Annotated in this window: 23 protein-coding genes and 1 tRNA gene; 13 read left to right on the top strand and 11 right to left on the bottom strand. The window is 63.4% G+C overall.

The window, feature by feature from the left end; genetic code table 11:
* Positions 1-2: 2 nt before the first annotated feature.
* Entirely contained in the window at positions 3-719 is a 717-nt protein-coding gene (gene msrA, locus V1273_RS07015) for a peptide-methionine (S)-S-oxide reductase MsrA (RefSeq protein WP_334409144.1), read from the bottom strand.
* 251 nt (positions 720-970) lie between these two features.
* Here msrA and V1273_RS07020 point away from each other — a divergent pair, with 251 nt between their 5' ends.
* Positions 971-2,662, top strand: a complete 1,692-nt coding sequence (locus tag V1273_RS07020) for a caspase family protein (protein ID WP_334409145.1) — start codon at positions 971-973, stop codon at positions 2,660-2,662.
* A gap of 104 nt (positions 2,663-2,766) precedes the next feature.
* Here the strand turns inward: V1273_RS07020 and V1273_RS07025 are convergent, their stop codons facing one another.
* Positions 2,767-3,882 carry an ATP-dependent DNA helicase gene (locus V1273_RS07025; RefSeq protein WP_334383533.1) on the bottom strand — a complete coding sequence of 372 codons (1,116 nt, stop codon included), beginning with the start codon at positions 3,880-3,882 and terminating at the stop codon, positions 2,767-2,769.
* 198 nt (positions 3,883-4,080) lie between these two features.
* On the opposite strand from V1273_RS07025, the gene V1273_RS07030 reads away from it, so the two are divergent.
* The 8 genes from V1273_RS07030 (at position 4,081) to V1273_RS07065 (ending at position 11,115) form a co-directional block, all read left to right on the top strand.
* Positions 4,081-5,292, top strand: a complete 1,212-nt coding sequence (locus V1273_RS07030; RefSeq protein WP_334409146.1) for an LLM class flavin-dependent oxidoreductase — start codon at positions 4,081-4,083, stop codon at positions 5,290-5,292.
* A gap of 214 nt (positions 5,293-5,506) precedes the next feature.
* Positions 5,507-6,454 carry a sulfonate ABC transporter substrate-binding protein gene (locus V1273_RS07035; RefSeq protein ID WP_334409147.1) on the top strand — a complete coding sequence of 316 codons (948 nt, stop codon included), beginning with the start codon at positions 5,507-5,509 and terminating at the stop codon, positions 6,452-6,454.
* 31 nt (positions 6,455-6,485) lie between these two features.
* Positions 6,486-7,448, top strand: coding sequence for a sulfonate ABC transporter substrate-binding protein (locus V1273_RS07040; RefSeq protein ID WP_334409148.1), 963 nt, complete (start codon positions 6,486-6,488; stop codon positions 7,446-7,448).
* Positions 7,442-8,611 (top strand): FMNH2-dependent alkanesulfonate monooxygenase, encoded by a 1,170-nt coding sequence (ssuD, locus tag V1273_RS07045; protein ID WP_442894142.1) that lies wholly within the window; start codon positions 7,442-7,444, stop codon positions 8,609-8,611. The genes V1273_RS07040 and ssuD overlap by 7 nt, the downstream gene beginning before the upstream one ends.
* The gene (locus tag V1273_RS07050) at positions 8,608-9,414 is read left to right on the top strand and encodes an ABC transporter permease subunit (RefSeq protein WP_334409150.1); all 807 of its coding nucleotides are present in this window, start codon (positions 8,608-8,610) and stop codon (positions 9,412-9,414) included. Before ssuD ends, V1273_RS07050 begins: the two co-directional genes overlap by 4 nt.
* A gap of 7 nt (positions 9,415-9,421) precedes the next feature.
* Positions 9,422-10,267 carry an ATP-binding cassette domain-containing protein gene (locus V1273_RS07055; protein WP_334409151.1) on the top strand — a complete coding sequence of 282 codons (846 nt, stop codon included), beginning with the start codon at positions 9,422-9,424 and terminating at the stop codon, positions 10,265-10,267.
* A gap of 7 nt (positions 10,268-10,274) precedes the next feature.
* The gene (locus V1273_RS07060; protein ID WP_334409152.1) at positions 10,275-10,859 is read left to right on the top strand and encodes a flavin reductase family protein; all 585 of its coding nucleotides are present in this window, start codon (positions 10,275-10,277) and stop codon (positions 10,857-10,859) included.
* A gap of 76 nt (positions 10,860-10,935) precedes the next feature.
* Positions 10,936-11,115 (top strand): hypothetical protein, encoded by a 180-nt coding sequence (locus tag V1273_RS07065; RefSeq protein WP_334383526.1) that lies wholly within the window; start codon positions 10,936-10,938, stop codon positions 11,113-11,115.
* A gap of 83 nt (positions 11,116-11,198) precedes the next feature.
* Here the strand turns inward: V1273_RS07065 and flbD are convergent, their stop codons facing one another.
* From flbD to V1273_RS07105, 8 genes are all read right to left on the bottom strand, one after another.
* The gene (flbD, locus tag V1273_RS07070) at positions 11,199-12,578 is read right to left on the bottom strand and encodes a sigma-54-dependent transcriptional regulator FlbD (protein WP_334366894.1); all 1,380 of its coding nucleotides are present in this window, start codon (positions 12,576-12,578) and stop codon (positions 11,199-11,201) included.
* 53 nt (positions 12,579-12,631) lie between these two features.
* A complete protein-coding gene (fliN, locus tag V1273_RS07075; protein ID WP_057847186.1) occupies positions 12,632-12,982 on the bottom strand; it encodes a flagellar motor switch protein FliN in 351 nt (116 codons plus the stop codon).
* 19 nt (positions 12,983-13,001) lie between these two features.
* Positions 13,002-13,628 (bottom strand): FliH/SctL family protein, encoded by a 627-nt coding sequence (locus tag V1273_RS07080; RefSeq protein WP_334366895.1) that lies wholly within the window; start codon positions 13,626-13,628, stop codon positions 13,002-13,004.
* Positions 13,628-14,713 (bottom strand): flagellar motor switch protein FliG, encoded by a 1,086-nt coding sequence (gene fliG / locus V1273_RS07085; RefSeq protein ID WP_028349460.1) that lies wholly within the window; start codon positions 14,711-14,713, stop codon positions 13,628-13,630. The genes V1273_RS07080 and fliG overlap by 1 nt, the downstream gene beginning before the upstream one ends.
* Before the next feature lies 1 nt (position 14,714).
* On the bottom strand, positions 14,715-16,340 hold the full coding sequence (fliF, locus tag V1273_RS07090) for a flagellar basal-body MS-ring/collar protein FliF (protein WP_334409153.1): 1,626 nt from the start codon (positions 16,338-16,340) through the stop codon (positions 14,715-14,717).
* 170 nt (positions 16,341-16,510) lie between these two features.
* The gene (sciP, locus tag V1273_RS07095; RefSeq protein ID WP_002714638.1) at positions 16,511-16,786 is read right to left on the bottom strand and encodes a CtrA inhibitor SciP; all 276 of its coding nucleotides are present in this window, start codon (positions 16,784-16,786) and stop codon (positions 16,511-16,513) included.
* Between the two features lie 206 nt (positions 16,787-16,992).
* Entirely contained in the window at positions 16,993-17,691 is a 699-nt protein-coding gene (locus tag V1273_RS07100) for a flagellar hook assembly protein FlgD (protein ID WP_334409154.1), read from the bottom strand.
* 10 nt (positions 17,692-17,701) lie between these two features.
* Positions 17,702-19,393: a flagellar hook-length control protein FliK gene (locus V1273_RS07105; RefSeq protein WP_334409156.1), complete on the bottom strand. Its 1,692-nt coding sequence runs from the start codon at positions 19,391-19,393 to the stop codon at positions 17,702-17,704.
* A 345-nt stretch (positions 19,394-19,738) separates the two neighbouring features.
* Here V1273_RS07105 and mnmA point away from each other — a divergent pair, with 345 nt between their 5' ends.
* The 4 genes from mnmA to V1273_RS07125 all read left to right on the top strand — a co-directional run bounded on the left by mnmA (position 19,739) and on the right by V1273_RS07125 (position 22,270).
* A complete protein-coding gene (mnmA, locus tag V1273_RS07110) occupies positions 19,739-20,938 on the top strand; it encodes a tRNA 2-thiouridine(34) synthase MnmA (RefSeq protein ID WP_334366899.1) in 1,200 nt (399 codons plus the stop codon).
* 21 nt (positions 20,939-20,959) lie between these two features.
* On the top strand, positions 20,960-21,598 hold the full coding sequence (locus V1273_RS07115) for a class I SAM-dependent methyltransferase (RefSeq protein WP_057847181.1): 639 nt from the start codon (positions 20,960-20,962) through the stop codon (positions 21,596-21,598).
* 92 nt (positions 21,599-21,690) lie between these two features.
* On the top strand, positions 21,691-22,077 hold the full coding sequence (locus V1273_RS07120) for a hypothetical protein (RefSeq protein WP_334366900.1): 387 nt from the start codon (positions 21,691-21,693) through the stop codon (positions 22,075-22,077).
* A 116-nt stretch (positions 22,078-22,193) separates the two neighbouring features.
* Positions 22,194-22,270: transfer RNA gene (locus tag V1273_RS07125), tRNA-Met, on the top strand.
* Between the two features lie 132 nt (positions 22,271-22,402).
* Here V1273_RS07125 and V1273_RS07130 read toward each other — a convergent pair.
* Positions 22,403-22,726, bottom strand: a complete 324-nt coding sequence (locus tag V1273_RS07130; protein WP_334366901.1) for a DNA-binding protein — start codon at positions 22,724-22,726, stop codon at positions 22,403-22,405.
* Between the last annotated feature and the right edge of the window lie 35 nt (positions 22,727-22,761).

Here is a 22,761-nt window from a genome sequence, read left to right on the forward strand (position 1 = left end):
CCTTAATTGGTAGCCTTCGCATTGCGCACCAGCGTCGGCTTCTCGATGTAGTTCTCCGCAAAGATCTTCTTCAGATTCTCGATCTTAGGAATGTCGTTGAAGACAATATAGGGCTGGTTCGGGTGCAGCGTCAGGTAGTCCTGGTGATAGTCTTCCGCCGGGTAGAACGCCTGCAGCGGGCCGACCTTGGTCACGATCGGCTTCTTGTAGACCTTGGCGGCGTTGAGCTGGGCGATATAAGCCTCCGCCACCTTCTTCTGCTCGTCATTGGTGGTGAAGATCGCCGAGCGATATTGCGTGCCGATGTCGGGGCCCTGGCGGTTCAATTGCGTCGGGTCGTGCGCGACCGAGAAGAAGATCTGCAGGATCTTGCCGTAGCTGATCTTCTTCGGATCGTATTTGATCTCGACCGCCTCGGCGTGCCCCGTGGTGCCGGTGCCGATCATGGTGTAGTTCGCGGTCATCTTGCTGCCGCCGGAATAGCCGGAGACCGCGTTGAGCACGCCGGCGGTGTGCTGGTACACGCCCTGCACGCCCCAGAAGCAGCCGCCGGCGATCACGGCGGTCTGGATGCCGTCGGCAGCCTGAACGTCGACGGCAGGGGCTGGAATGACGACGGCCTCTTCCGAGGCGCGCGAGGGCGTGGCGGCGAAGGCCGCGACGGCCAGCGCGCCGATGGCGGCGGCGAGCGACAGGCGGCTGAAATGGCGAGGGGACATGGTTTCCTCTTTCGGCGTTGGTTGGGGCAGTCTAGAGCGGGATCGGCGTTTCGCAATCGGCTCAATTCTCGCCGACGCCCAAGATACGGCGCGGGCTGCGGATTGTTACGGGGTGCGCCACACGAGTTCGTGAATAGGGCCATCTGCCCAAGTGTTAGATCCGTCACTTGACCGGTGCGGGCCGGTCTTTCCACAATGAATCGGTGGTCGCGCGCCGCGATCAAAAATCCATGTGCCGGAGCGTTCCGCCGATGTTGCGGGCCTTGTTGCTGGGTCTCGTCTTGCTTGTCGCCGCCGGCCCCGCGCGGGCCGCGGGCGATGTCGAGACCTGCCGAAATAACTCGGCGGAACCGGCTGCGCGGCTCGCAGCCTGCGAAAGCGTGATTGCCGACGAGAAGATCACGGGGACCTCCAGGGCCGCCGCCTTCTGGTATCGCGGCGATTCACTGGTGAAGAAGCGCGATTACGATGGCGCGATCGCGGCGTTCACCGCCTCCCACGAGATCGCGCCGCAGAATATCAACGTCATCAACGCACGCGGCATTGCCTACGCCCACAAGGGCGACGACGAGCGGGCGCTCGCCGACTACGATCTGTGCCTGCAGTTGCGCCCGAGCTTCGGCAGTGCCTACAACAACCGCGGCGTCATCTTCATGCGCCGGGGAGATCTGCAGCGGGCGCTCGATGAGTTCAACCTGGCGGTCAAACATATCTTCAATGACGAGAGCCGCTATCTGCACCACTACAACCGGGGCCGCCTGCAAGGATTGATGAAGCTGTACGAGGCCTCGCTCGCCGACTATGCCGAGGCGCAAAAGGTCAATCCCGACGGTCCGCATGTTCCGGCCTACCGGTGCGTTACCTACACCAACATGGGCAGGTTTGATGACGCGCTCGCTGACTGCAATGCGGCGCTGGCCAAGTCACCGAACAACGTTTACGCGCTGACCAGCCGTGCCAATGCCTATCTCGGCAAGGGCAATCTCGATGCCGCGCTCAACGACTACAACCAGGTGCTCAAGATCAATCCGAACTACGTCCGCGCCTATGTCGGCCGCGGTCAGCTTTTCGAGAAACGCCGCAACCTTGCCGCCGCACGCGCCGACTATCGCTCGGCAGCCAACGCCGTCGCGGCAAGACGCGAGGATATCGATACCACGCTTGCGCGCGGGATCGCCAAGGAGCGGCTGGAAGCCTTGCTGGGCACCGCCGCGCCGTCGACGCCACAACCGGCGGGGCCGCGCAAGGTCGCGCTGATCGTCGGTAACGGCGCCTACAAGAATGCCGCCCCGCTGGATAATCCGCCGCGCGACGCCAAACTGATCGCCTCGACCTTTCGCGAACTCGGCTTTGCCACGGTGACGCTGGCGCCCGATCTCACCCGGGACAAATTCTTCGCCGCGCTGCACGAGTTCGGGCTGGAGGCTGAGAAGGCGGATTGGGCTGTCGTCTATTATGCCGGTCACGGCATGGAGATCGGCGGCGTGAATTACCTGATCCCGGTGGATGCCAGGCTGAAGGCCGATAGTGACGCGGAGACCCAGGCGGTCGCGCTCGAGCAGGTGATCGCCGCGGTCGCCGGCGCGCGAAAGCTGCGGCTGGTGATGCTTGATGCCTGCCGCGACAATCCCTTTGAAAAGACCATGCAGCGAACGATTTCGCTAAAGCTGGTCAACCGCGGCTTCTCCAACATCGAGCCGGAAGCCGGCTTCATGGTGGTCTACGCTGCCAAGCATGGCGAGACCGCGCTTGACGGCGATTCCATCAACAGCCCGTTTGCCACGGTGCTCGCGCGCGTCATCAAGGAGCCGAAGGTCGAGGTACGCAAGCTGTTCGACATCGTCCGCGACGACGTCTGGAAGGCGACCAACCGCGCGCAGCAGCCGTTCACTTACGGCTCATTGCCGGGACGCGAGGATTTTTATTTCGTGGTGGGGAGGTAGGTCGCTGCCGTCATTGCGAGGAGCGAAGCGACGAAGCAATCCAGGCTGACTCCGCGGTGAGATTCTGGATTGCTTCGCTTCGCTCGCAATGACGGAAGAGGCCGTCACACCACCACGCTCAGCCGCTTCGCCGCGCGGGTGATGCCGGTGTACAGCCATCTTGCCCGGCTGTCCTGAAATGCAAAACTCTCGTCGAACAGCACGACGTCGTCCCATTGCGAGCCCTGCGACTTGTGCACGGTGAGTACGTAGCCATAGTCGAACTCGTCATAGGGTTTGCGCTGCTCCCACGGGATCGCCTCGATGCCGCCCTGGAAGCAATCGTGTCGCACCGAGACCTTGGTGACCTTGTGGCCGAACTCTTCATCAGGCGACAGCCGCATGGTCAGGATCTGCGATTTCGATCGCGGCTGGGTCCGCGACTTGACGCGCCACAGCCCGCCGTTGAACAGGCCCTTCTTGCGGTTGTTGCGCAGGCAGACAAGCTTGTCGCCGGCGACCGGCAGGGGATCCTCGATGCTCTGCTTCTGCCGTATCCGCATGTTGTAGGCGCGGCGGGTGTTGTTGCGGCCGACCAGCACCTGGTCGGCGCTCATGACGCGGTCGGGATCGAGCTCGCTGCGCGGCACCACTTCGCTCTCGCCGTGTCGGCCGATTTCGAGCTCGCGGCCCTCGCGAATGTCCATCGACATCCGCACGATCGGGTCGTCCTGCGCCTGCCGGTGCACCTCCGTCAGCATCGCGTCGGGCTCGCAATTGGTGAAGAAGCCGCCGCCCTGGATCGGCGGCAACTGCGCGGGGTCGCCGAGCACGAGCAGTGGACAGTCGAACGACATCAGGTCGCGGCCGAGTTCGGCGTCGACCATCGAACATTCGTCGATCACGATCAGCTTCGCCTTCGAAGCCGGCGCGTCGTCCCACAACTCAAAGCTCGGCTGCTCGACGCCAGATTCCTTGGCGCGGTAGATCAGCGAATGGATGGTGGAGGCGTTGTCGCAACCCTTGTTGCGCATCACCAGCGCAGCCTTGCCGGTGAAGGCGGCATATTTCACCTCGCCGTCGACGCCCTCGGCGATGTGCCGCGCCAACGTGGTCTTGCCGGTGCCGGCATAGCCAAACAAGCGGAACACCGGCGGCATGCCGTTGCGGCCCGGCTTGGCCTTCAGCCATTCGGCGACGGCCTTCAGCGCGGAATCCTGATGCGGCGTAAAAATGGTCATGGGGTCCAGATGGAGAGAAGAGCGGGCGGAAGGCCGCGACTCAACGGACTGTAAAGCTAACCATTCGCGCGTTCCACGCAAGACAACTTCCGTGACGCGGAATTGGCATTTCGCGACCAAGGCTAGACTTGCCATTTGCGGCGAATAGACTGACCGAAAACAACAAGCAGTCTTGAACAAACGGTCCTGGGAGGCGTCATGAAATTCGGCATCTTTTACGAGCTGCAACTGCCGCGCCCCTGGGAAGAGGTCGACGAGCTCCGGCTCTACCAAAATGCGCTGACGCAACTCGAGACCGCCGACCGGCTCGGCTATGACTACGCCTGGGTGGTCGAACATCATTTCCTGGAAGAATATTCGCACTCGCCCGCGCCGGAATCCTTTCTCGCCGCCGCCAGCCAGCGCACCAAGAATATCCGGCTTGGCCACGGCATTTTCCAGCTCACGACCAACCATCCCGCGCGCGTCGCCGAGCGGGTCGCGGTGCTTGATTTGCTCAGCAACGGCCGCTGCGAATTCGGCATGGGCGAGAGTGCCTCCATCACCGAACTGACGCCGTTCGGCCGCGACATGGAGACCAAGCGCGAGGTGTTCGAGGAGGCGGTTCAGGCGATCTTCCCGATGTTCACGAAGGTTGGCACCGAGCATCACGGCAAGTATTTCGACATCCCCCTGCGCAACGTGGTTCCCAAGCCCGTTCAGAAGCCGCATCCGCCGCTGTGGATGGCGTGCTCGCAGCTCCCGACCATCGAACGCGCCGGCCAGAACGGGTTCGGTGCGCTCGGCTTCCAGTTCGTCAGCGCGGAAGCGGCGCATGCCTGGGTGCATGCCTATTACAATGCGATCACCAAGCGGCTGAAGAAACTCGCGGACTACGAGATCAATCCGAACATGGCGCTGGTGTCGTTCTTCATGTGCGCCAGGACTGATGAGGAGGCACGGGCGCGTGCCGACGGCGCCACCTTCTTCCAGTTCGCGCTGCGCTATTATGGCGCCTCGCAGAACCGCCAGCGTCCCGACCCCGGCACCGTCAACATGTGGGACGAGTACAACAAATGGAAGCGTGAAAATCCCGAGGCGCAGGAGGCGGCGCTGCGCGGCGGCCTGATCGGGTCGCCGGCAACCATCCGCAAAAAGCTAAGACGTTTCCGCTCATCCCACATCGACCAGGTGATCTTGCTCAATCAGGCGGGCAAGAATACCCATGAGCACATCTGCGAGTCGCTGGAACTGTTCGCCAAAGAGGTGATGCCCGAATTCCAGAACGACCCCGAACACGACGCCTGGAAGCAGGGCGTGATGAGCGGGGCGATCCAACTCGAGGAGATCGACACCGAGGCCTTTACGGATCGCTACGGCAAGCTCGCGATCAATGTCGCGCCGGCGGCAAAGGTAGCGGCTGCGGAGTGAACGTTTCATGAGCAGACGGAACCTCACGTCTCTGTGTTGAAAGAATTTCGCTGCAGGCAATCCGAATGTTGAAACAATGAGAGCGCCCGATGCGCGCATGATAGTGCGGGCATCGTTATTTTCGCGAGACGCTCGACAGCTCATACGGACCGTCCCATCATTCTGACATCGCATGATCGTGCGCCTTGCACGCATGATCGTCAGGAGAACTGGAATGAAGCGTCGTAAGTTCTTGGGATGGTCGGTTGGCGGCGCCATCGCCGCGTTGTCGTCGCGTGCAGTCGCGCAATCATCCGTCAAGCAAATCCGCATCGGCTACCAGAAGACCGGCGTTCTCGTGATCGCGCGCCAGCAGGCGCTGCTTGAAAGGCACTTTGCGCCAAAGCAGATCGCGATCAAATGGATCGAATTCACCTCCGGTCCGCCGCTGCTGGAGGCTATGAACACCGGCAGCGTCGATTTCGGCGCAGTCGGCGATACGCCGCCGATCTTCGCGCAGGCCGCCAATGCCAATATCGTCTATGTAGCGGGATCGCAGATCACCAACGGGCAGGGCATTCTCGTTCCCGCCAATTCGACGATTCGCACGATCGCTGACCTGAAAGGCAAGCGGATCGGATTCACCAAAGGCACCAGCGCGCATAACGTCGTGATCGCAACCCTGGAAAAGGCAGGGCTGACCTACGAGGACGTTACGCCGGTCTATCTGTCGCCGCCCGACGCCGGACCGGCGTTCGCCAATGGCAGTATCGAGGCTTGGGCAATCTGGGATCCATACTTTGCGATCGGCGAAAAGCGGCAGAACGGAAGGATTCTTGTCAACGCCTACGAGGTCGCCAAAACCAACTCGTTCTATCTTGCCAATCGCGATTTCGCCTATGCAAATGTCCAGCACACCCGCGATGTCATCAAGGGGCTGGCGGATGCCGCGCAATGGGCAGAGGCGCACCGCACAGAGGTTGCGACTGCGCTGGCCGCCGTGACCGGCGTGCCGCTGGAAGTCCAGATTGTCGCGGCCAACCGCGCCTCGTTTGTGATCGGCGCGGTCACGGACGACATCATCGAAACTCAGCAGGCGGTTGCGGATCGTTTCCACAAGCTGGGACTCGTTCCAAGGAAGATCAGCATCCGCGAGATCGTCTGGCGCCCCACCCAGACCTGACTTCAAAGCACGTTTCACACAGGAGAGGGACATGCGTTGGTTTCAACGAATGATGACGGCTGCCGTACTGTCGGCGAGCGTGGTCGCCGCGAGCGTCGGCGTCAGTTACGGGCAGGACCCCAAGCAGGAAAAGGTGGTCCGCATCGGCTTCCAGAAATACGGCAAGCTCGTGCTGCTCAAGAGCAAGGGCACGCTGGAGGAAAAGCTGAAGGCCGCCGGCTACAAGGTCGTGTGGACGGAATTTCCATCCGGCCCTCCGCTGCTCGAAGCACTCAATGTCGGCGCAATCGATTTCGGCAACACCGGCGAAGCGCCGCCGATCTTCGCGCAGGCTGCGGGCGCGCCGATCCAGTACGTCGCCTATGAGCCGCCGGCGCCAAAAGGCGAGGCCATCCTGGTGCCGAAGGACAGCAAGCTGGCCTCCGTTGCCGACCTGAAAGGTAAGAAGGTCGCGCTGAACAAGGGCTCCAATGTGCACTATCTCCTTGTTAAGGCGCTGGCGAAGGCCGGTGTCAAATATTCGGAGATCGAGCCGGTATTCCTGGCGCCGGCCGATGCCCGCGCGGCGTTCGAGCGCGGCGCCGTGGATGCCTGGGTAATCTGGGATCCATTCCTGGCCGCGGCCGAAGCCGCCACCGGCGCGCGCACGCTCGCCGATGGCACCGGCATCGTCTCGAACTACCAGTTCTACTTCTCGTCGAAGACGTTCGTCGACAGCGATCCGAAGATCGTCGATCTCGTGTTGGCTCAACTGAGCGAGGTCGACGACTGGGCCAAGGGCGACATCCATGCCGTAGCGCAGCAACTGGCGCCGGCGATAGGGCTTTCCGTTCCGGTCGTTGAAGTCGCGCTCAAGCGGCAGTCCTACGGCATCAAACCAGTCACCGAGAGCGTGATCGCCGACCAGCAACAGGTCGCGGACACGTTCTTTTCGCTCGGACTTATTCCAAAACAAATCAAGATTTCTGACGTGGCACGGAGGTCCGGATCGTGAGCGCGCAACCCAACGCCAATATCCTTTGGTTCCTGCCGACCCATGGTGATGGCCGTTATCTCGGCACCACTACCGGCGGCCGTGAGGTGAGCTTCAACTACCTGCGCCAGATCGCGCAGGCCGCCGATCAACTCGGCTATTTCGGCGTCTTGCTGCCGACCGGGCGGAGCTGCGAGGATTCCTGGGTGGTAGCTTCGGCTGTCGCGCCTTGGACCGAGCGCTTGCGTTATCTCGTAGCGGTACGACCCGGCTTGCAGTCGCCGAGCGTTGCAGCTCGCATGACCGCAACGCTCGATCGGGTGTCGAACGGACGTCTGCTGATCAATGTCGTCACCGGCGGTGACCCGATTGAGAACAAGGGCGACGGCATCTTCCTGCCGCACGACGAACGGTACGCGGTAACGCGCGCGTTCCTCAATGTTTATAGCGACCTGCTGACCGGAAAGACCGTCAACGTCGACGGCAAGCATATCCGCATCGAGGAGGGGCGCCTGCTGTTCCAGCCTATGCAGTCCCCGCGGCCGCCGCTCTATTTTGGCGGATCGTCCGATGCTGGCATCGACGTTGCCGTCGACACCGTCGACAAATATTTGACCTGGGGCGAGCCGCCGGCGCAGGTCGCCGAAAAGGTCAGCCGCGTGAGAGCAGTAGCAGCTAGCCGAGGCCGCAAGCTATCGTTCGGCATTCGCCTGCATGTGATCGTGCGCGAGACCAATACGGAAGCCTGGAAGGCGGCGGATGAGCTGATCCAGCACGTGAGCGATGAGACGGTCGCCTCAGCGCAGAAGATCTTCGCGCGGATGGATTCGGTCGGCCAGCAGCGCATGGCGCAGCTTCACGGAGGTCACCGCGACAAGCTGGAAATCAGCCCCAATCTCTGGGCCGGCGTCGGCCTGGTGCGCGGCGGCGCGGGCACTGCGCTGGTCGGCGACCCCGAGACGGTGGCGGCGCGGATCAGGGAATATCAGGATATCGGCATCGATACCTTCATCATGTCCGGTTATCCGCATCTGGAGGAAGCCTATCGATTTGCCGAACTGGTGTTCCCGTTGCTGTCGCTGGACAAAGCGACCAACGTCACACCGATCCGCGTCAACACGGGGCCGTTCGGCGAAACCATCGGCAATGAATACCGGCCGCAAAAACAGGTGTCGCAATCATGAGTCTCATCGACAGTCTTCCCCGCGTTCGCGCGCCAAAACTGCCACGCGTCGACGGCTTGGTTCCTTGGATTGTGCCGCTCGCGGCCATTCTGATCTGGCAGACCGCCTGCGTCACCGGCTTCGTCTCGGCGCGGGTGTTGCCGGCGCCGAGCGACGTCGCGCTGGCGGGCTGGAAGCTCGCGCTGTCGGGTGAGCTTGCGCGCAACATCTGGGTCAGCTTCTGGCGCGCCAGCGTCGGCTTCCTGATCGGAGGTAGCATCGGCTTCGCGTTTGGCTTGGCGAATGGCTTGTCGCAAATTTCCAGCAGAATCACCGACACGACACTGCAGATGGTGCGCAACATCCCGCATCTGGCGCTGATCCCGCTGGTCATCCTGTGGTTCGGCATCGACGAATCCGCAAAGCTGTTCCTGGTCGCGCTCGGCGTGTTCTTCCCGATCTATCTGAATACGCTGCACGGCATCCGCACGGTCGATCCGCAATTGATCGAGATGGGCCGCATCTACGGCATGAGCGACGGCGAGTTGTTCCGGCGGGTGATCTTCCCGGGCGCGCTGCCATCGATTTTCGTCGGTCTGCGTTTCGCGCTCGGCATCATGTGGCTGACCCTGATCGTGGCGGAAACCATCGCCGCTTCTTCGGGCCTCGGTTACATGGCGATGCAGGCGCGCGAGTTCATGTTGATCGACGTCGTGGCGCTCTCGATCCTGATCTATGCCTTGCTCGGAAAGCTGGCCGACAGCGCCTCGCGCGCGCTGGAGCGGCTGACGCTCTCCTGGCATCCAGCCTTCCAGAAACACTGAGGATATCATGCAAGAATCCCTTCGTTTCCGTTTGTCGGATGCCGACCCCTTGAGCCGCGCCGAGATCATCGAGCAAGCGCGGTTTGCGCGTCGCAGGCCGAGAACTGCGTCTCGCGGCCTTTCGCTTACCATCCGTGGCTTGCGCAAATCGTTTGGCGACAACGAGGTATTGCGCGGCATCGACCTGCACATTCCGGCCGGCCAGTTCGTCGTCATCGTCGGCCGCAGCGGCTGCGGCAAGAGCACGTTGCTGCGGCTGATCGCGGGCCTCGAGACCGTAACCGCGGGCAGAATCGACTTCGGTGAGGAGGCGCGCGCCGAAGACATCCGCGTGATGTTTCAGGAACCGCGGTTGCTGCCCTGGGCGCGGGTGCTTTCAAATGTCGAAGTCGGGCTTGGTCGCGAACGGGCATCGCAGGATGCGCAGGCGAGGGCGGAAAGCGCGCTGGTCGAGGTCGGTCTCGACGACAAGCGGGCGCAATGGCCGGCGGTTCTGTCCGGCGGACAGCGGCAGCGCGTGGCACTGGCGCGGGCGCTGGTGAGCCGTCCCCGCGTGCTGGCGTTCGATGAGCCGCTCGGCGCGCTCGATGCGCTGACACGGATATCGATGCAGCGACTGCTCGAACGGGTCTGGCACGACCAGGGCTTTACCGCGATCCTGGTGACGCACGACGTGTCGGAGGCCGTGGCGCTGGCCGATCGCGTTCTGGTCATCGAGGATGGCGGCATCGCCCACGACATCGAAGTCGATATCCCGCGCCCCAGGCGGCGCGGCTCGGCGGAACTTGCTGCGCTGGAGGGCTCGATCCTGAAGAACCTGCTGCAAGGGACTGAAGACACGTCCGACCTGTGAGGTGGCCATGAACTCTATCGTCTGCAACGTTTCGATCGACCGTGGGGTTTCCGCAGGCGATTTTCGCCAGGCGATGCGCCGATTGACGGGCGGCGTCAGCGTCATCACCGCGGGCATAGGCTGGGACATCTCAGGCATGACGGTTACATCGGTATCGTCGTTGTCCGTCGACCCGCCCGCCTTGATCGTCAGCATCAACCGGGAAGCCTCGTCCTGGCCGCTCATGAGACGATATGGCTTCTTCGGCGTCAACATCCTGACCTCGGACCAGATCGACATCGCCGACCGCTTTACCGGGAAAGGCGGACTGAAGGGCACCGAACGCTTCGGTGGCGCGCATTGGACGACGCGCGTATCGGGAGTGCCGCTACTGACAGACGCCCTGGCCGCGATTGATTGCGAAGTCGAGGATATGGTCGAACGGCATTCCCATGCGATTGTCATTGGGCGCGTGCTGGATGTTGCCGTCTCCACGCGCACCGCGGCGCTGGCCTATTGGCAGGGGCAGTATGTCGCCATCGACCGCGACGAAGACGCGCTCAAACTGGCGGATGTGAGTCTGCCTGCATCGCGGTCCACGCGAAGGACCTGACGATCCCGCCGAAAGTTCCGGATTTCTCGCGCTCGACGGGTTGGCCATTTGCGGCCCGGCATTCTAGATATCCGCGATGAAGCGATTGGCTACTTGGGTTTTCTACGGCATCGGCGCGCTCGCGATCGCCTATCTCGCGCTGTATGCCTATGCTGTTTTCACCGGGCGCGACCTGCAGCCCGGGGACCCCATCCACATTTTCCGCAAGCCCGACGCGCCGAGTTATTCCGCGCTTTCCACGTCATTGCGAGCGTAGCGAAGCAATCCATGCTGCGGCAGAACGGATAGCTGGATTGCTTCGTCGCTTCGCCCCTCGCAATGACGGCGGAGGGATCTGTGCTATCCCGCCGCCACAAACCGCTGACTGTCGCCCGATCCCGCCGGCGTAATCGGTATCCCGCCGTCGGCATATTCGTTCAGCTTGTTGCGCAGCGTGCGGATCGAGATGCCGAGGATATTGGCGGCATGGGTGCGATTGCCGAGGCAGTGCTTCAGCGTCTCCAGGATCAGGTCGCGCTCCACGTCCGCGACGGTGCGGCCGACGAGAGCACGGGTCACCTGTTCGGCGGCAAAGGTGGCGTGGGCCACGGCAGGCGCGGTCTTGGCGAGGTCGAGGCGGTCGCCGTCGGGGGTCAGGATGGCCTCAGGCCCAATCTCGTCCCCTTGCGCCATCAGCACCGAACGGTGGATGGTGTTTTCCAGCTCGCGAACGTTGCCCTGCCAGCGGTTTGATGTCAGCACCCGCCGCGCATCGGCGGAAATGGGGCGCAGCGGCACGCCGTTGGCGTCGGCGTATTTCTTGGCAAAGTGCTGCGCCAGCTCGAGGATGTCGGCCGGACGGTCGCGCAGCGGCGGGATCTTCAGGTTGACGACGTTGAGGCGGAACAGCAGATCCTCGCGGAAGGAGCCTTCGCGCACGGCGTCTGCGAGGTTGCGGTTCGAGGTCGCGATGATGCGGATGTCGACCGGCACCGGCTTGGTGCCACCGACGCGGTCGATCACGCGTTCCTGGATCGCGCGCAACAGTTTGGATTGCAGCCGTACGTCCATTTCCGAGATTTCGTCGAGCAGCAGCGTGCCGCCGGTGGCTTCCTCGAACTTGCCGATACGGCGGGCGACCGCGCCGGTGAAGGCGCCCTTCTCGTGGCCGAACAGTTCGGATTCCAGCAGGTGTTCGGGAATCGCCGCGCAATTGATCGAGATGAACGGCCGCTTGGCACGGGTCGAGCGGGTGTGGACATAACGCGCCAGCACTTCCTTGCCGGTTCCGGATTCGCCAGTGATCATCACGGAGGCGTCGGAGCCCGCGATCTGCTGCGCCAGCTTGATCACCTTGCCCATGGCTTCATCGCGATAAACCAGATCACGTGAGTCATTGGCGACGGCAGCGAGCACGGCGGCGATCAGTTCCGGATCCGGCGGCAGCGGGATGTATTCCTTGGCGCCGGCGTGGATCGCGGCGACCGCGGCGCGGGCATCATTGGAGATGCCGCAGGCCACGATCGGCACGTGAATATGTTCGGCTTCCAGCCGCATCACCAGGTCGCGGATGTCGAGGGCGACGTCGACCAGCAGCAGGTCGGCACCCTTGCCGCCGCGCAGCACGGCCATCGCCTGTTCGGTCGCCTCGGCATGGGTCACCGAAGCCCCGTTTTCCATCGCGATCTTGGTGGCGGTCGTGAGCTGGCCCTTCAATGTGCCAACGATGAGAAGCCGCATGTCTGTCTCCTGTCCGTCTGTTCGCGCCTCACGCGCGCGTATCGCCAAAATTGTTAGTTGCGTTCCGCCTTGATGATTTCCGTCATGGTCACGCCGAGCTTGTCTTCGACCAGCACGACTTCGCCACGCGCCACCAGGCGGTTGTTGACGTAGATGTCGATGGCTTCGCCGACGCGGCGGTCGAGTTCGAGCACGGTGCCGGGTCCGAGCTTCAGCAGCTCGCCGACGTCCATCTTGGAGCGGCCGAGCACGGCCGAGACCTGCACGGGCACGTCGAATACGGCCTCGAGGTCGGCTGCGATGCGCGAGGCCTGTTCGTCCTCGTTGTAGGCGAGGTCATCGACCGGCGGCGCATCCGCGGCGTTGAGATCGGGTAGTGGTACCTGTGCGTCGGTGTCACTCATGGTTCAGTCCTCATGGCCTTCACATTGCGGCCTGATCGCGGGACGCCAGATAGCGCCCGACGAGTTCACTGATCTTCGCTTCGATGGCCGCGCGCTCCAGCACGACGCCGCCGTCGGCCCATTCGATCCGGCAGTCGCCGGTGGCGATGCCGGGCTCGGCCAGGATGACGAGCCGGCCCTCGAAGCCGCTTTGGGCCGCCTGGCGTTCGATCTTCTCACGGGCGGCCTCGTAGAGCTGCTCGTTGATGCGGACGACGAGATGTGGGGTGGCGACCAGATGCGAGAAGCAGTCGCTGACCAGCGCCATGATCTCGCCGAGCGGCTCGCGGCCGATCAGCTCGCTACACAGCTTGCGTGCCACAGCGACCGCGACATCGACGGCCTCGGTTTCCATCCTGGCCTCGATGCCGGAGAAACGCGTGGCGATGCCCTTGATGGCGATGCCGATCTCTTCCAGCGCCAGCGCCGAGCGGCGGTCGCTCTCGACCTTGGCCTCGTGCTGGGCCGCCTCGTAGCCGGCGCGGTAGGCACGTGCCTCGGCCTCCGCGACCTTCTGCGCGATCTCGGCGGCCGTGGCGGCACGCTCGCGCGTCCTGTCGGGCGCTGCGAAGTCGGTGTCGAACAGGAATTTTGCGGGCGCGGCCATCAGTACACCAATTCGTCGTCGGCGCGGTTCTTGGTCAGGGTGATTTCACCCCTGGCGGCCATGTCCTTGGCGAGGTTGACGAGCAGTGCCTGCGCCTCGTCAACGTCGCGCAGCCGCACCGGTCCCATCGCGGCCATGTCGTCCAGCAGCATCTTGCCGGCGCGCGAGGACATGTTGCCGAGGAAGAAGGCGCGCACCTCTTCATTGGCGCTCTTGAGCGCGATGCCGAGCTTGTCCTTGTCGACGTTGCGCATCAGCGTCTGGGCCGAGGCGGAATCGAGCTTGATCAGGTCGTCGAAGGTGAACATCAGCGCCTTGATGCGCTCGGCGGATTCGCGGTTTTCCTCTTCCAGCGAGGTGATGAAGCGAGTCTCGGTCTGGCGGTCGAAATTGTTGAAGATTTCGGCCATCACCTCGTGGGCGTCGCGGCGGCGGGTCTGCGACAGGTTGGACATGAATTCGGTGCGCAGCGTCTGCTCGACGCGCTCGATGACTTCTTTCTGGACGGCTTCCATCTTCAGCATGCGGCCGACCACATCGAGCGCGAGGTCCTCGGGCAGGATCGCCAGCACACGCGCGGCGTGCTCGGGCTTCAGCTTCGACAGCACCACCGCGATGGTCTGCGGGTATTCGTTCTTGAGGTAGTTGGCGAGCACCTCTTCCTGTACGTTGGAAAGCTTCTCCCACATGTTGCGGCCGGCGGGGCCGCGAATTTCATCCATGATGCCGCTGACGCGCTCGGAGGGCAGATATTGCTGCAATAGCCGTTCGGTGGCGTCGAAGGTGCCCATCAGGGCGCCGGAGGCCGACATCCGCGAGACGAATTCGAGCAGCAGGTCTTCCACGACATCGGCCTCGACGGTGCCGAGCGTCGACATGTGGATCGACAGTTCGCGCACCTCGTCGTCGTCCAGCAGCGACCATACCTTGCCGCCATATTGCTCGCCCAGCGCCAGCATCAGGATGGCGGCGCGCTTCGGGCCGCTCAACGGCTTGCCCTTGGGCCGGTTGCTCTGACGGCTCGCCAGCGCCGAGATGACGGTGGTGATATCGTTGGCGTTTGAGGTTTGCGGTACGGCGGCCATGTCAGCTCTCGGCGGGTTCGCTCAACCATTGGCGAACAATGGAGGCGGTCTCGTTCGGATTACGTTCGGCCAGTTCGCCAACCCTGTGCACGGCCTGGGCGTGGACCTGGCCCTGGACCTGTGCGACGTCGATCAACTGGGCGGTGCCGCTGGTGCCGGCAATCAAGGCCTGATTGGGCCCGAGTTCTCCGTTTGGACCGCTGCCCTCGATCAATGCGGGCGTCGGTTCGGTCAGTGCGGGAACGACTTCGGCAGCCAGGATGCGCTTGACCAGCGGACGGATCACCAGGAACAGCACCACGAGGCCGAGCAGCATCATGACACCGAGCTCGATGACGTACATGACGTCGTCCTTGGTGAACTGCAGCATGCCGAGAAGCCCGCCCGGCTCGACGACCGCTGGCACGGAGGGCGCTTCGGCAAAGCGGAGATTGACGACCTCGACCTGATCGCCCCGCTTCTGGTCGAAGCCGATCGCCGAGCGCACCAGCGTGGCGATGCGGTCGAGCTGCTCCTTGCTGCGGTCCTGATAGACCATTTCGCCTTTTTCGTTCTTGGTGTAGGCGCCATCGACCAGCACCGCGACCGAGATCCGGTTGACCCGTCCGGCCTCGGTGACCTCGGTCTTGGTGGTGCGGGAAATCTCGTAGTTGTTGGTCTCCTCGCTCTTCTTGCTCTGGTCGCGGGCCGCCGGCGTGGTGTTGGTTTGATTGCCGGGCAGTTCGTTGTTGACCGTTACCTGGCCATTGTTCTCGGCAGTGAGGGAAGATTCCTCGCGGGTCTGGGTGGAGCGCAGTACGCGGCCCTCGGGATCGAACTTGTCGGAAGTCTGGGTGACCTTGTTGTAGTCGAAGTCGGCGGTGAGCTGGACGCGGGCGCGGCCCTGGCCCACCACCGAGGAGACGATCGCCTCGACTTCGTTGCGCATGCGCCTCTCGAAGGCGGTGCGGCGCTCGTCGCCGACGGCGATCTCGGGGTCCTTGCTGGCGCCGTCGGCCAGCAACCGGCCGGCTTCGTCGACGATCGACACCCGCTGCGGCTTTAGTCCGTTGACGGCGGAGGCAACGACGTGCCGGATGGCGCGGATCTGCTGGGGTTCGAGGCTGCCGCGCACCCGCACCACGATCGAAGCCGACGGCTCCGGCGCCTCGCGGGCGAACAATGGCCGTTCCGGCAGCACCAGATGGACGCGGGCGGCCTGGATGCGGTCGATGGCGCGGATGGTGCGGGCAAGTTCGCCCTCCAGCGCGCGCAGATGGTTGATGTTCTGGACGAAGCTCGTGGTGCCCAGCGCGTCGGACTTGTCGAAAATCTCGTAGCCGACACCACCGCCCTTGGGCAGGTTGCTTTCGGCCAGCTTCATCCGCAGCCTGGTGACCTTGTCCTTCGGGACCATGATGACCGCGCCTTCGTTGCGCAGCTCGAAGGGAATGGCCTGGCGTTCAAGATCCTTGATGATGCTGGAGGAATCTTCAAAGGAGAGGTCGGTGAACAGGGTGGTCATCTGCGGCGTGGTGACACGCATGATGACGAAGGCGAAGAAGCCGATCAGCGCGGTCGTCACCGCAACCATGGCCATCAGCCGCGCTGCGCCCAGGCCTTTCAGGAAAGCAACGAGACTTTGCACCAACCGCCCCCAGGGATTCGGCCCGAGGGACCGACTGGGCAATTATTGCCTAGGGGATGGTTTCCATATGGTTAACAACCCTTAAAGCCGCCGCGAATAGTTCCGGCATGAAAAAAACCGGCTTCGCAAAACGAAGCCGGTTTTCATCAAATCTTTCGATCCGGGAGAGTTTACTGGCGATATTGCTGGATCCGGGTGGTCCGCAAGCCTGCCAGGCCATGCTGGTCGATGGAAAACTGCCACGACAGGAATTCGTCGACGGTTAGCGTATAGCGGCTGCAGGCCTCCTCGAGGGAGAGCAGGCCACCACGGACCGCAGCGACAACTTCGGCTTTGCGGCGGATCACCCACCGTTTGGTGCCTGGCGCAGGCAGGTCAGCAATTGTTAACGGACTGCCGTCAGGCCCGATGACGTATTTCACCCTCGGGCGATGGGGTTCTGTCATGGCGTACTCACAAACTCTCAACCACTGAACTCACCATGGTAACCTACGCCCCTCGGCTTAAAATTTGCCTAAGCCTACGGCTTCAATACGAATCTCCTTGAAAATGACCGAAAATGGCTCCGGCCCGGTTCCCTGTGACGCTTTTGCGTACAATCAGGGATTGCCGGGCCGGGAGCGGTGGATCAGCCGAGGCGAGTGGGCCGGGCTTAGCTGGAGGAGGTCGGACGGACCACGCGCTTGATTTTGTCGGTGGTGTAGCTCTGGCCGCCGATCGACAGCAGCGGCGGAGAGGCGCTGAGATCGACTGAATCGACGATGCCCTGGACTTCGGTGGAAATCGCGACGTTGTTGCCCGAACTGTCCTTGCCCGTGGCGGTCAAGGTGTAAGTGCCGGCCGGCGATTGCACGCCGTCATTGCCCTTGCCGTCCCAGACGAAACTGGAGCCGCCCTTCTTCAGCGTATAGTTGCCGGTATAGGCCGTCTGTCCCGCCGAATTGGTGATCGTGATCGTAGCGCTGGTGTCTTTCTCGGAATTGAAATTCCACGTCGCCGATTTGTCGAACTGCGCCTTGCTGCCGTCGACGGCGACCATGTTGCCGACGTAGACCAGCGCCTGCGTCGCCTGGGCGCTCTTTTCGATTTCCACCAGCGCCTTCAACTGCTCGTTCGATTTGAGCTGTTGCTCGATGCCGGCGAACTGCACGAGCTGCTGGGTGAACTGGTTGGTGTCGAGCGGATCGAGCGGGTTCTGGTGCTGCAACTGCGTGGTCAGCAGCGTCAGGAAGGTCTGGAAATTATCCGCGATTCCCGTCGTCTTCTCCGACGCGGTGTAGTTGCTCGTCGCGGTGCCGGTTCCCGGCGCCGAGACGACCGTTGTCGGCATGGTTGCTGCATCGACTGCCATGGCGATCTCCTTAAACCCTGATATCGACGCCGCCGCTCGAACCGAGCATGCGACCATAGCTGCGGCCGGCGACGACGGCCGGAACGTTGTCTTCTTCGCTCACCACCAGGCGATGGGCGTTGGGATTGGATTGGTTGCCGTCGTTCTGGCCCTGCGAAGACTGGTCGCGCAGGCTGAACTGCAGTCCGCCGTTGCCGGTCGAGAGGCCGGCGTTGTCGAGTGCGCGCTGCAACTGGTTGGCGTCCTGACGCAGCATCGACAGCGTTTCCGGCCGTTCGACGGTCAGATGCGACGTCACCTGGCCGTGGCGATCGACATCGATGCGGACGTCGATGCGGCCGAGTTCAGCGGGATCGAGCCGGATTTCGAAGCGAGTCTTGCCGCTCTTGGCGGAAGCGGCGATTTCCATCGCAAGCCCGCTGACCGGCACCGCTGAGCTTGTGGCTGCCGTGGCGGTAAGTTGGGTAGCGGCAGCCGCCGTCGTGGTGGAAGCGGCCGGTTGCTGCGTCTGGATCGTGCCGGCGGCCTGCAGGCCGTTGCCGGACGTATTGACCGGCGTCTGGCCGACAACATCTGGGGCGGCAAAATGCGCGTTGGCGTTGGCGGCCGACGGCGCGATGTGATTGCCCAAGGCATCGGCCTTCACGGTCTCGGCGCTGCCATTCTCGGTCTTCAACTTGCCTGCGGCTTCGGTTGGTGGCGTGACGGCGGGCACGATGGTATCAGCGGCAGGCGCTGCGGGTGCGATCGCGTCGGTGGGTTTGACCTGCTCGACGACCGTCGTGGCGCCTTTTCGGGCGAGATCGGGGCTCTTGAGCGGCATGGCCGATTTGGTGGCGGCGGGTGTCGCTGCAACTACCGAAGCGGCCTGAGCGATGCCGGTTGTGACGGACGGGTCGGCGGATGTGGCCTGCGCGCTGACGGCCTGGCCGATGCCCTGTGCGTTGGTCTTGGTACCGTCCCCTTGCGCAGCGTTCGCGGTCGTGGTGGCGGTCGCTTCGGCGCTTTCACCGGCGGGACTGGCTGGTGCGGTCTCGGCGGCGAGCGAAGCGGAGGCTGCAATCGCAGCCGCCGCGATGGCAAGCGGCGCGGTTGCCTTATCGGTCGCGGGTGCGGCGGAGGCCGTCGTCGCCGGCGGCGTTGCGGCAGCAGGGATGGTGGCGGCAATCGCGTCGGCCGTTACCACGGCCGTTCCATCGTGCGCCAGTTCGGTCTGATCGGTCGGTGAGGCGTCTGCGGAAGACGCCTGCGTCGCTTCGTCGGACGACGCCTTCTCGGACTTCGGTGCGTCGGACTTCGATTTGGCGCGACCGGTCTTTGCGGACTTGGTCTCGGCATCGGCGTTGGTGTCGGCGTCAACCTTGCCGGCGTCGAGTGTCTTGTCGTCCCGTGTCTTGTCGTCGCGCATCTTGGCCGCGGCGTCGCGATTGTTCGAATCGTTGCGCGCGGCCTTGTCGGCCTTGTCGGATGCGGCGGCGCTGTCGCGCGAACGGTTGTCGGAAGCTGATTGCGCGTCGTCGGAGCGGCGCGGGGAGGGCGCTGCGTCCTGCGCGCGGTCGTTGTGGCTCGCGGCCGTGTTGCTGTCGACCAGCGCCGCGAAGCTGTCGTTTCCGCCGGGCGGATCGGAATCCGGCCGGGCGGACCTCGCCGCCGCGCTCTGGAAAGATGCGTTTGCCGATACTTCTGACGTGACACTAACCACGGTAACCCTCGCGCTGAGCTCTCGGCTACCATTCAGCAAGGACCGGGCCAGCCGCTGCGGTAAAAAATATCGTGTAATTTCAAATAGTTAAAAGGATGGCGTCGGGATTTCGGAGCGTGACCACGGCCGCCTTTTCTGCCCGGCGGCAAGATTTGCCGTCCTTGACAAGCTCCAGAATGGCGATCGGCTGATTGCTTCACGGGAATACGGCCTATATTAAAGAGCTAAGTCCGATCCGGCCCGGTATGGCCGAATTGCGCCTTAAGGCCTTATGCATAAAGGCTTTTTAAACCCTGGCCGCGAACCGCCATGGCGCGTTCGCGATTGAAGTCGATGACCCCTGGCATGCGAAACAGTTTGGATCTCGAAGGCCGTCCGCAGGACACACGGATCGTGGTCGCCATGTCCGGCGGCGTCGATTCCTCGGTGACGGCTGCCTTGCTGAAGTCCGAAGGCTATGACGTGGTCGGGATCACGCTGCAGCTTTACGACCACGGCGCTGCCACCCATCGCAAGGGGGCCTGCTGCGCAGGACGGGACATCCACGACGCCCGCAACGTGGCGGAGCGGATCGGCATCCCGCATTACGTGCTCGACTATGAGAGCCGCTTCCGCGAATCCGTGATTGACAATTTCGCCGACAGCTACGCGCTCGGCGAAACGCCGGTGCCCTGCATCGAGTGCAACCGCTCGATCAAGTTTCGCGATCTCTTGGCGACCGCGCGTGAACTCGGCGCACAGGCGCTCGCGACCGGACACTATGTCGCCTCGCGCCGCCTTGCCGACGGATCGCGCGCGATGGTCTGCGCCGCGGATTCCGATCGCGACCAGAGCTATTTCCTGTTCGCGACCACGCGCGAGCAACTCGATTATCTGCGCTTTCCGCTCGGCGACATGACCAAGCCGCAGACGCGCGAACTGGCGCGGCGCTTCGGCCTCGAAGTCGCCGAAAAGCAGGACAGCCAGGACATCTGCTTCGTGCCGACCGGGCGCTACACCGACATCATCGGCCGCCTCAAGCCCGGCGCGATCGAGCCCGGCGACATCGTCGATCTCGAGGGCCGTACAATCGGCCGCCATCAAGGGATCGTTCATTTCACCGTCGGCCAGCGCAAGGGACTGGGCATTGCAGCCGGCGCGCCGCTCTATGTCGTCAAGCTCGATGCCACCAGCCGCCGCGTCGTGGTGGGACCGCGCGAGGCGTTGCGGATGGATCGCATCCTGCTGCGCGACGTCAACTGGATCGGCGACGGGCTGCTCGACCAGGTCATTGGCGACGGCATCGAGATGTTCGTGCGCGTGCGATCGACGCGCGCGCCGCAGCCGGCCTGGCTGCGCGCGGTCGATGGCGGCTATGAGGTCGAACTCGTTGCCGGCGAGGAGGGCGTATCGCCCGGCCAGGCCTGCGTGTTCTACGATGCGCCTGCGGGACAGGCGCGCGTGCTCGGCGGCGGATTCATCAAGAGCGCGACCGCACGCCATCCGGTGACGAGGGGAGGGGTGCAGGAAAAGGCCGCGCCGCTCGCCGAGGTGATGCGCACTTAAGAAAAAATCGGGGCAGAGGGAATGGCTGGGGACATCGACCGCGAGGGGGTCGAAAAGGCTTATGGGCGCTGGGCGCCGGTCTACGATCTGGTTTTCGGCAAGGTGTTCGACGAGGGCCGCCGATCGACCATTGCGGAGGCCGACAAAATCGGCGGACGTGTTCTCGACGTCGGCGTCGGTACCGGGCTGTCGCTGTCTGAATATTCGCGCAACACGAAATTGTGCGGCGTCGACATTTCCGAGCCGATGCTGCGGCGGGCGCTCAAGCGGGTGCGCGAGTTCGGCCTGACCAATGTTGAAGCGCTTGCGGTGATGGACGCCAAGAACCTAGCGTTTCCGGATTCGTTCTTCGATGCGGTGGTGGCGCAATATGTCATCACGGCGGTGCCGGATCCGGAACGCACGCTGGATGATTTCATCCGCGTGCTGAAACCCGGCGGCGAACTCATTCTGGTCAATCACATCGGCGCCGAAACCGGTCCGCGCCGCGCGTTCGAACTGGCGTTCGCGCCACTGGCGCGGCGGCTGGGCTGGCGGCCGGAATTTCCGTGGGAACGCCTGACCAACTGGGCCGCCAAACATGGCGGCGTCACCCTGACCGAGCGGCGGCCGATGCCGCCGATGGGGCATTTTTCGCTGATCCGTTTTCGGAAATCGTGAAGCGCATAGCGTTTTCGCTCAAGAAAACGCGTCAAACAAAAAAGCGGCGCACTAACCGCGGAACCTCAGCGCGCGCGGACCGTTTTCCCGGCATGGCAATGCACCGGGCACTTCTTCTTTCATGTGTGTTGATGGCGGCTACGAGTATGGCGGGCGCTCAGGCCCCGCCCAGCCCGGCGACGCCGCCCGCCCAGACCGCACCGCCATCGCCCGACCGCGCCGCGGCCGCCAATTGCGCGCCGATGCAGCCGGCGCCGAATTCCGGCGCGACGGTTCCGGAAGGGAAGGGGCGGGAAGGAACGACCACCGGTCAGCGCGCCGAGCCGCTCGGCGACAAGCTGGCCCGCTCGGAGGGCGTATTGTGTCCGCCGCCGGGCGTTGATCCCGAAATTCATGCGCCCACGCCGGAAGATGGCAAGACGCCGGTGATTCCGCCGCCTGGCAGTCCCGGCGGCGACCCGTCAATCCGGCCGAAATAGCGCAATTTTGCAGATGCTTGCCCGGACGGCTCGCTTTGCTTGACAGGTCGTCGACCCGCTCCTTATATGCCGCGCGTTCGCGACCGCGGCATTGCCTGCCGCCACCGCGATGCCGTGGCGGGGTAGCTCAGCTGGTTAGAGCACGGGAATCATAATCCTGGGGTCGGGGGTTCGAGTCCCTCCCCCGCTACCACATTCCCGGTAAATCCCTGAAATCTTTCGTCTTGACCGATCGCTGTTACGCAACGAGGGATGTATCAATGATACTGTTGCGTGAACCTCTCGGCAACGGCCGTAAAGGCCGATCGGAGTAACAAACTTAACGTTACACTGCGAAGGCGCCGCCGTTCGACTGCATGACGCTCTTCAACTCGGTTGCGCCGTTGTTCGCCTTCGGCGGCCGGCCGCGTGCGGGCTGCTGGTTGCGCGCCTTGTCAGCGGAGGCATGCAGCTTCGCAACAAAGCCGGGTTGTGCGGCGAGTTCGCTGATACAGTCGATCAGTGCGCTCACATCGAACCGGTCACGCAGGAAGCTCCATTGCGCACTCACGACGGCCTGTCCGACATCGCGCGACAGTGCGTTCTGCGCTGCCTCGAGGGCGCGTTTGGCGGCCTCCACCGACGCTCCATAGCCCTGGATAGTGGGCATCTTGTTCTCCTTTCGCTAGTGAAAAGCGGGCTCGT

The organism is Bradyrhizobium sp. AZCC 1721 (genome assembly GCF_036924715.1).
Lineage (GTDB): Bacteria > Pseudomonadota > Alphaproteobacteria > Rhizobiales > Xanthobacteraceae > Bradyrhizobium.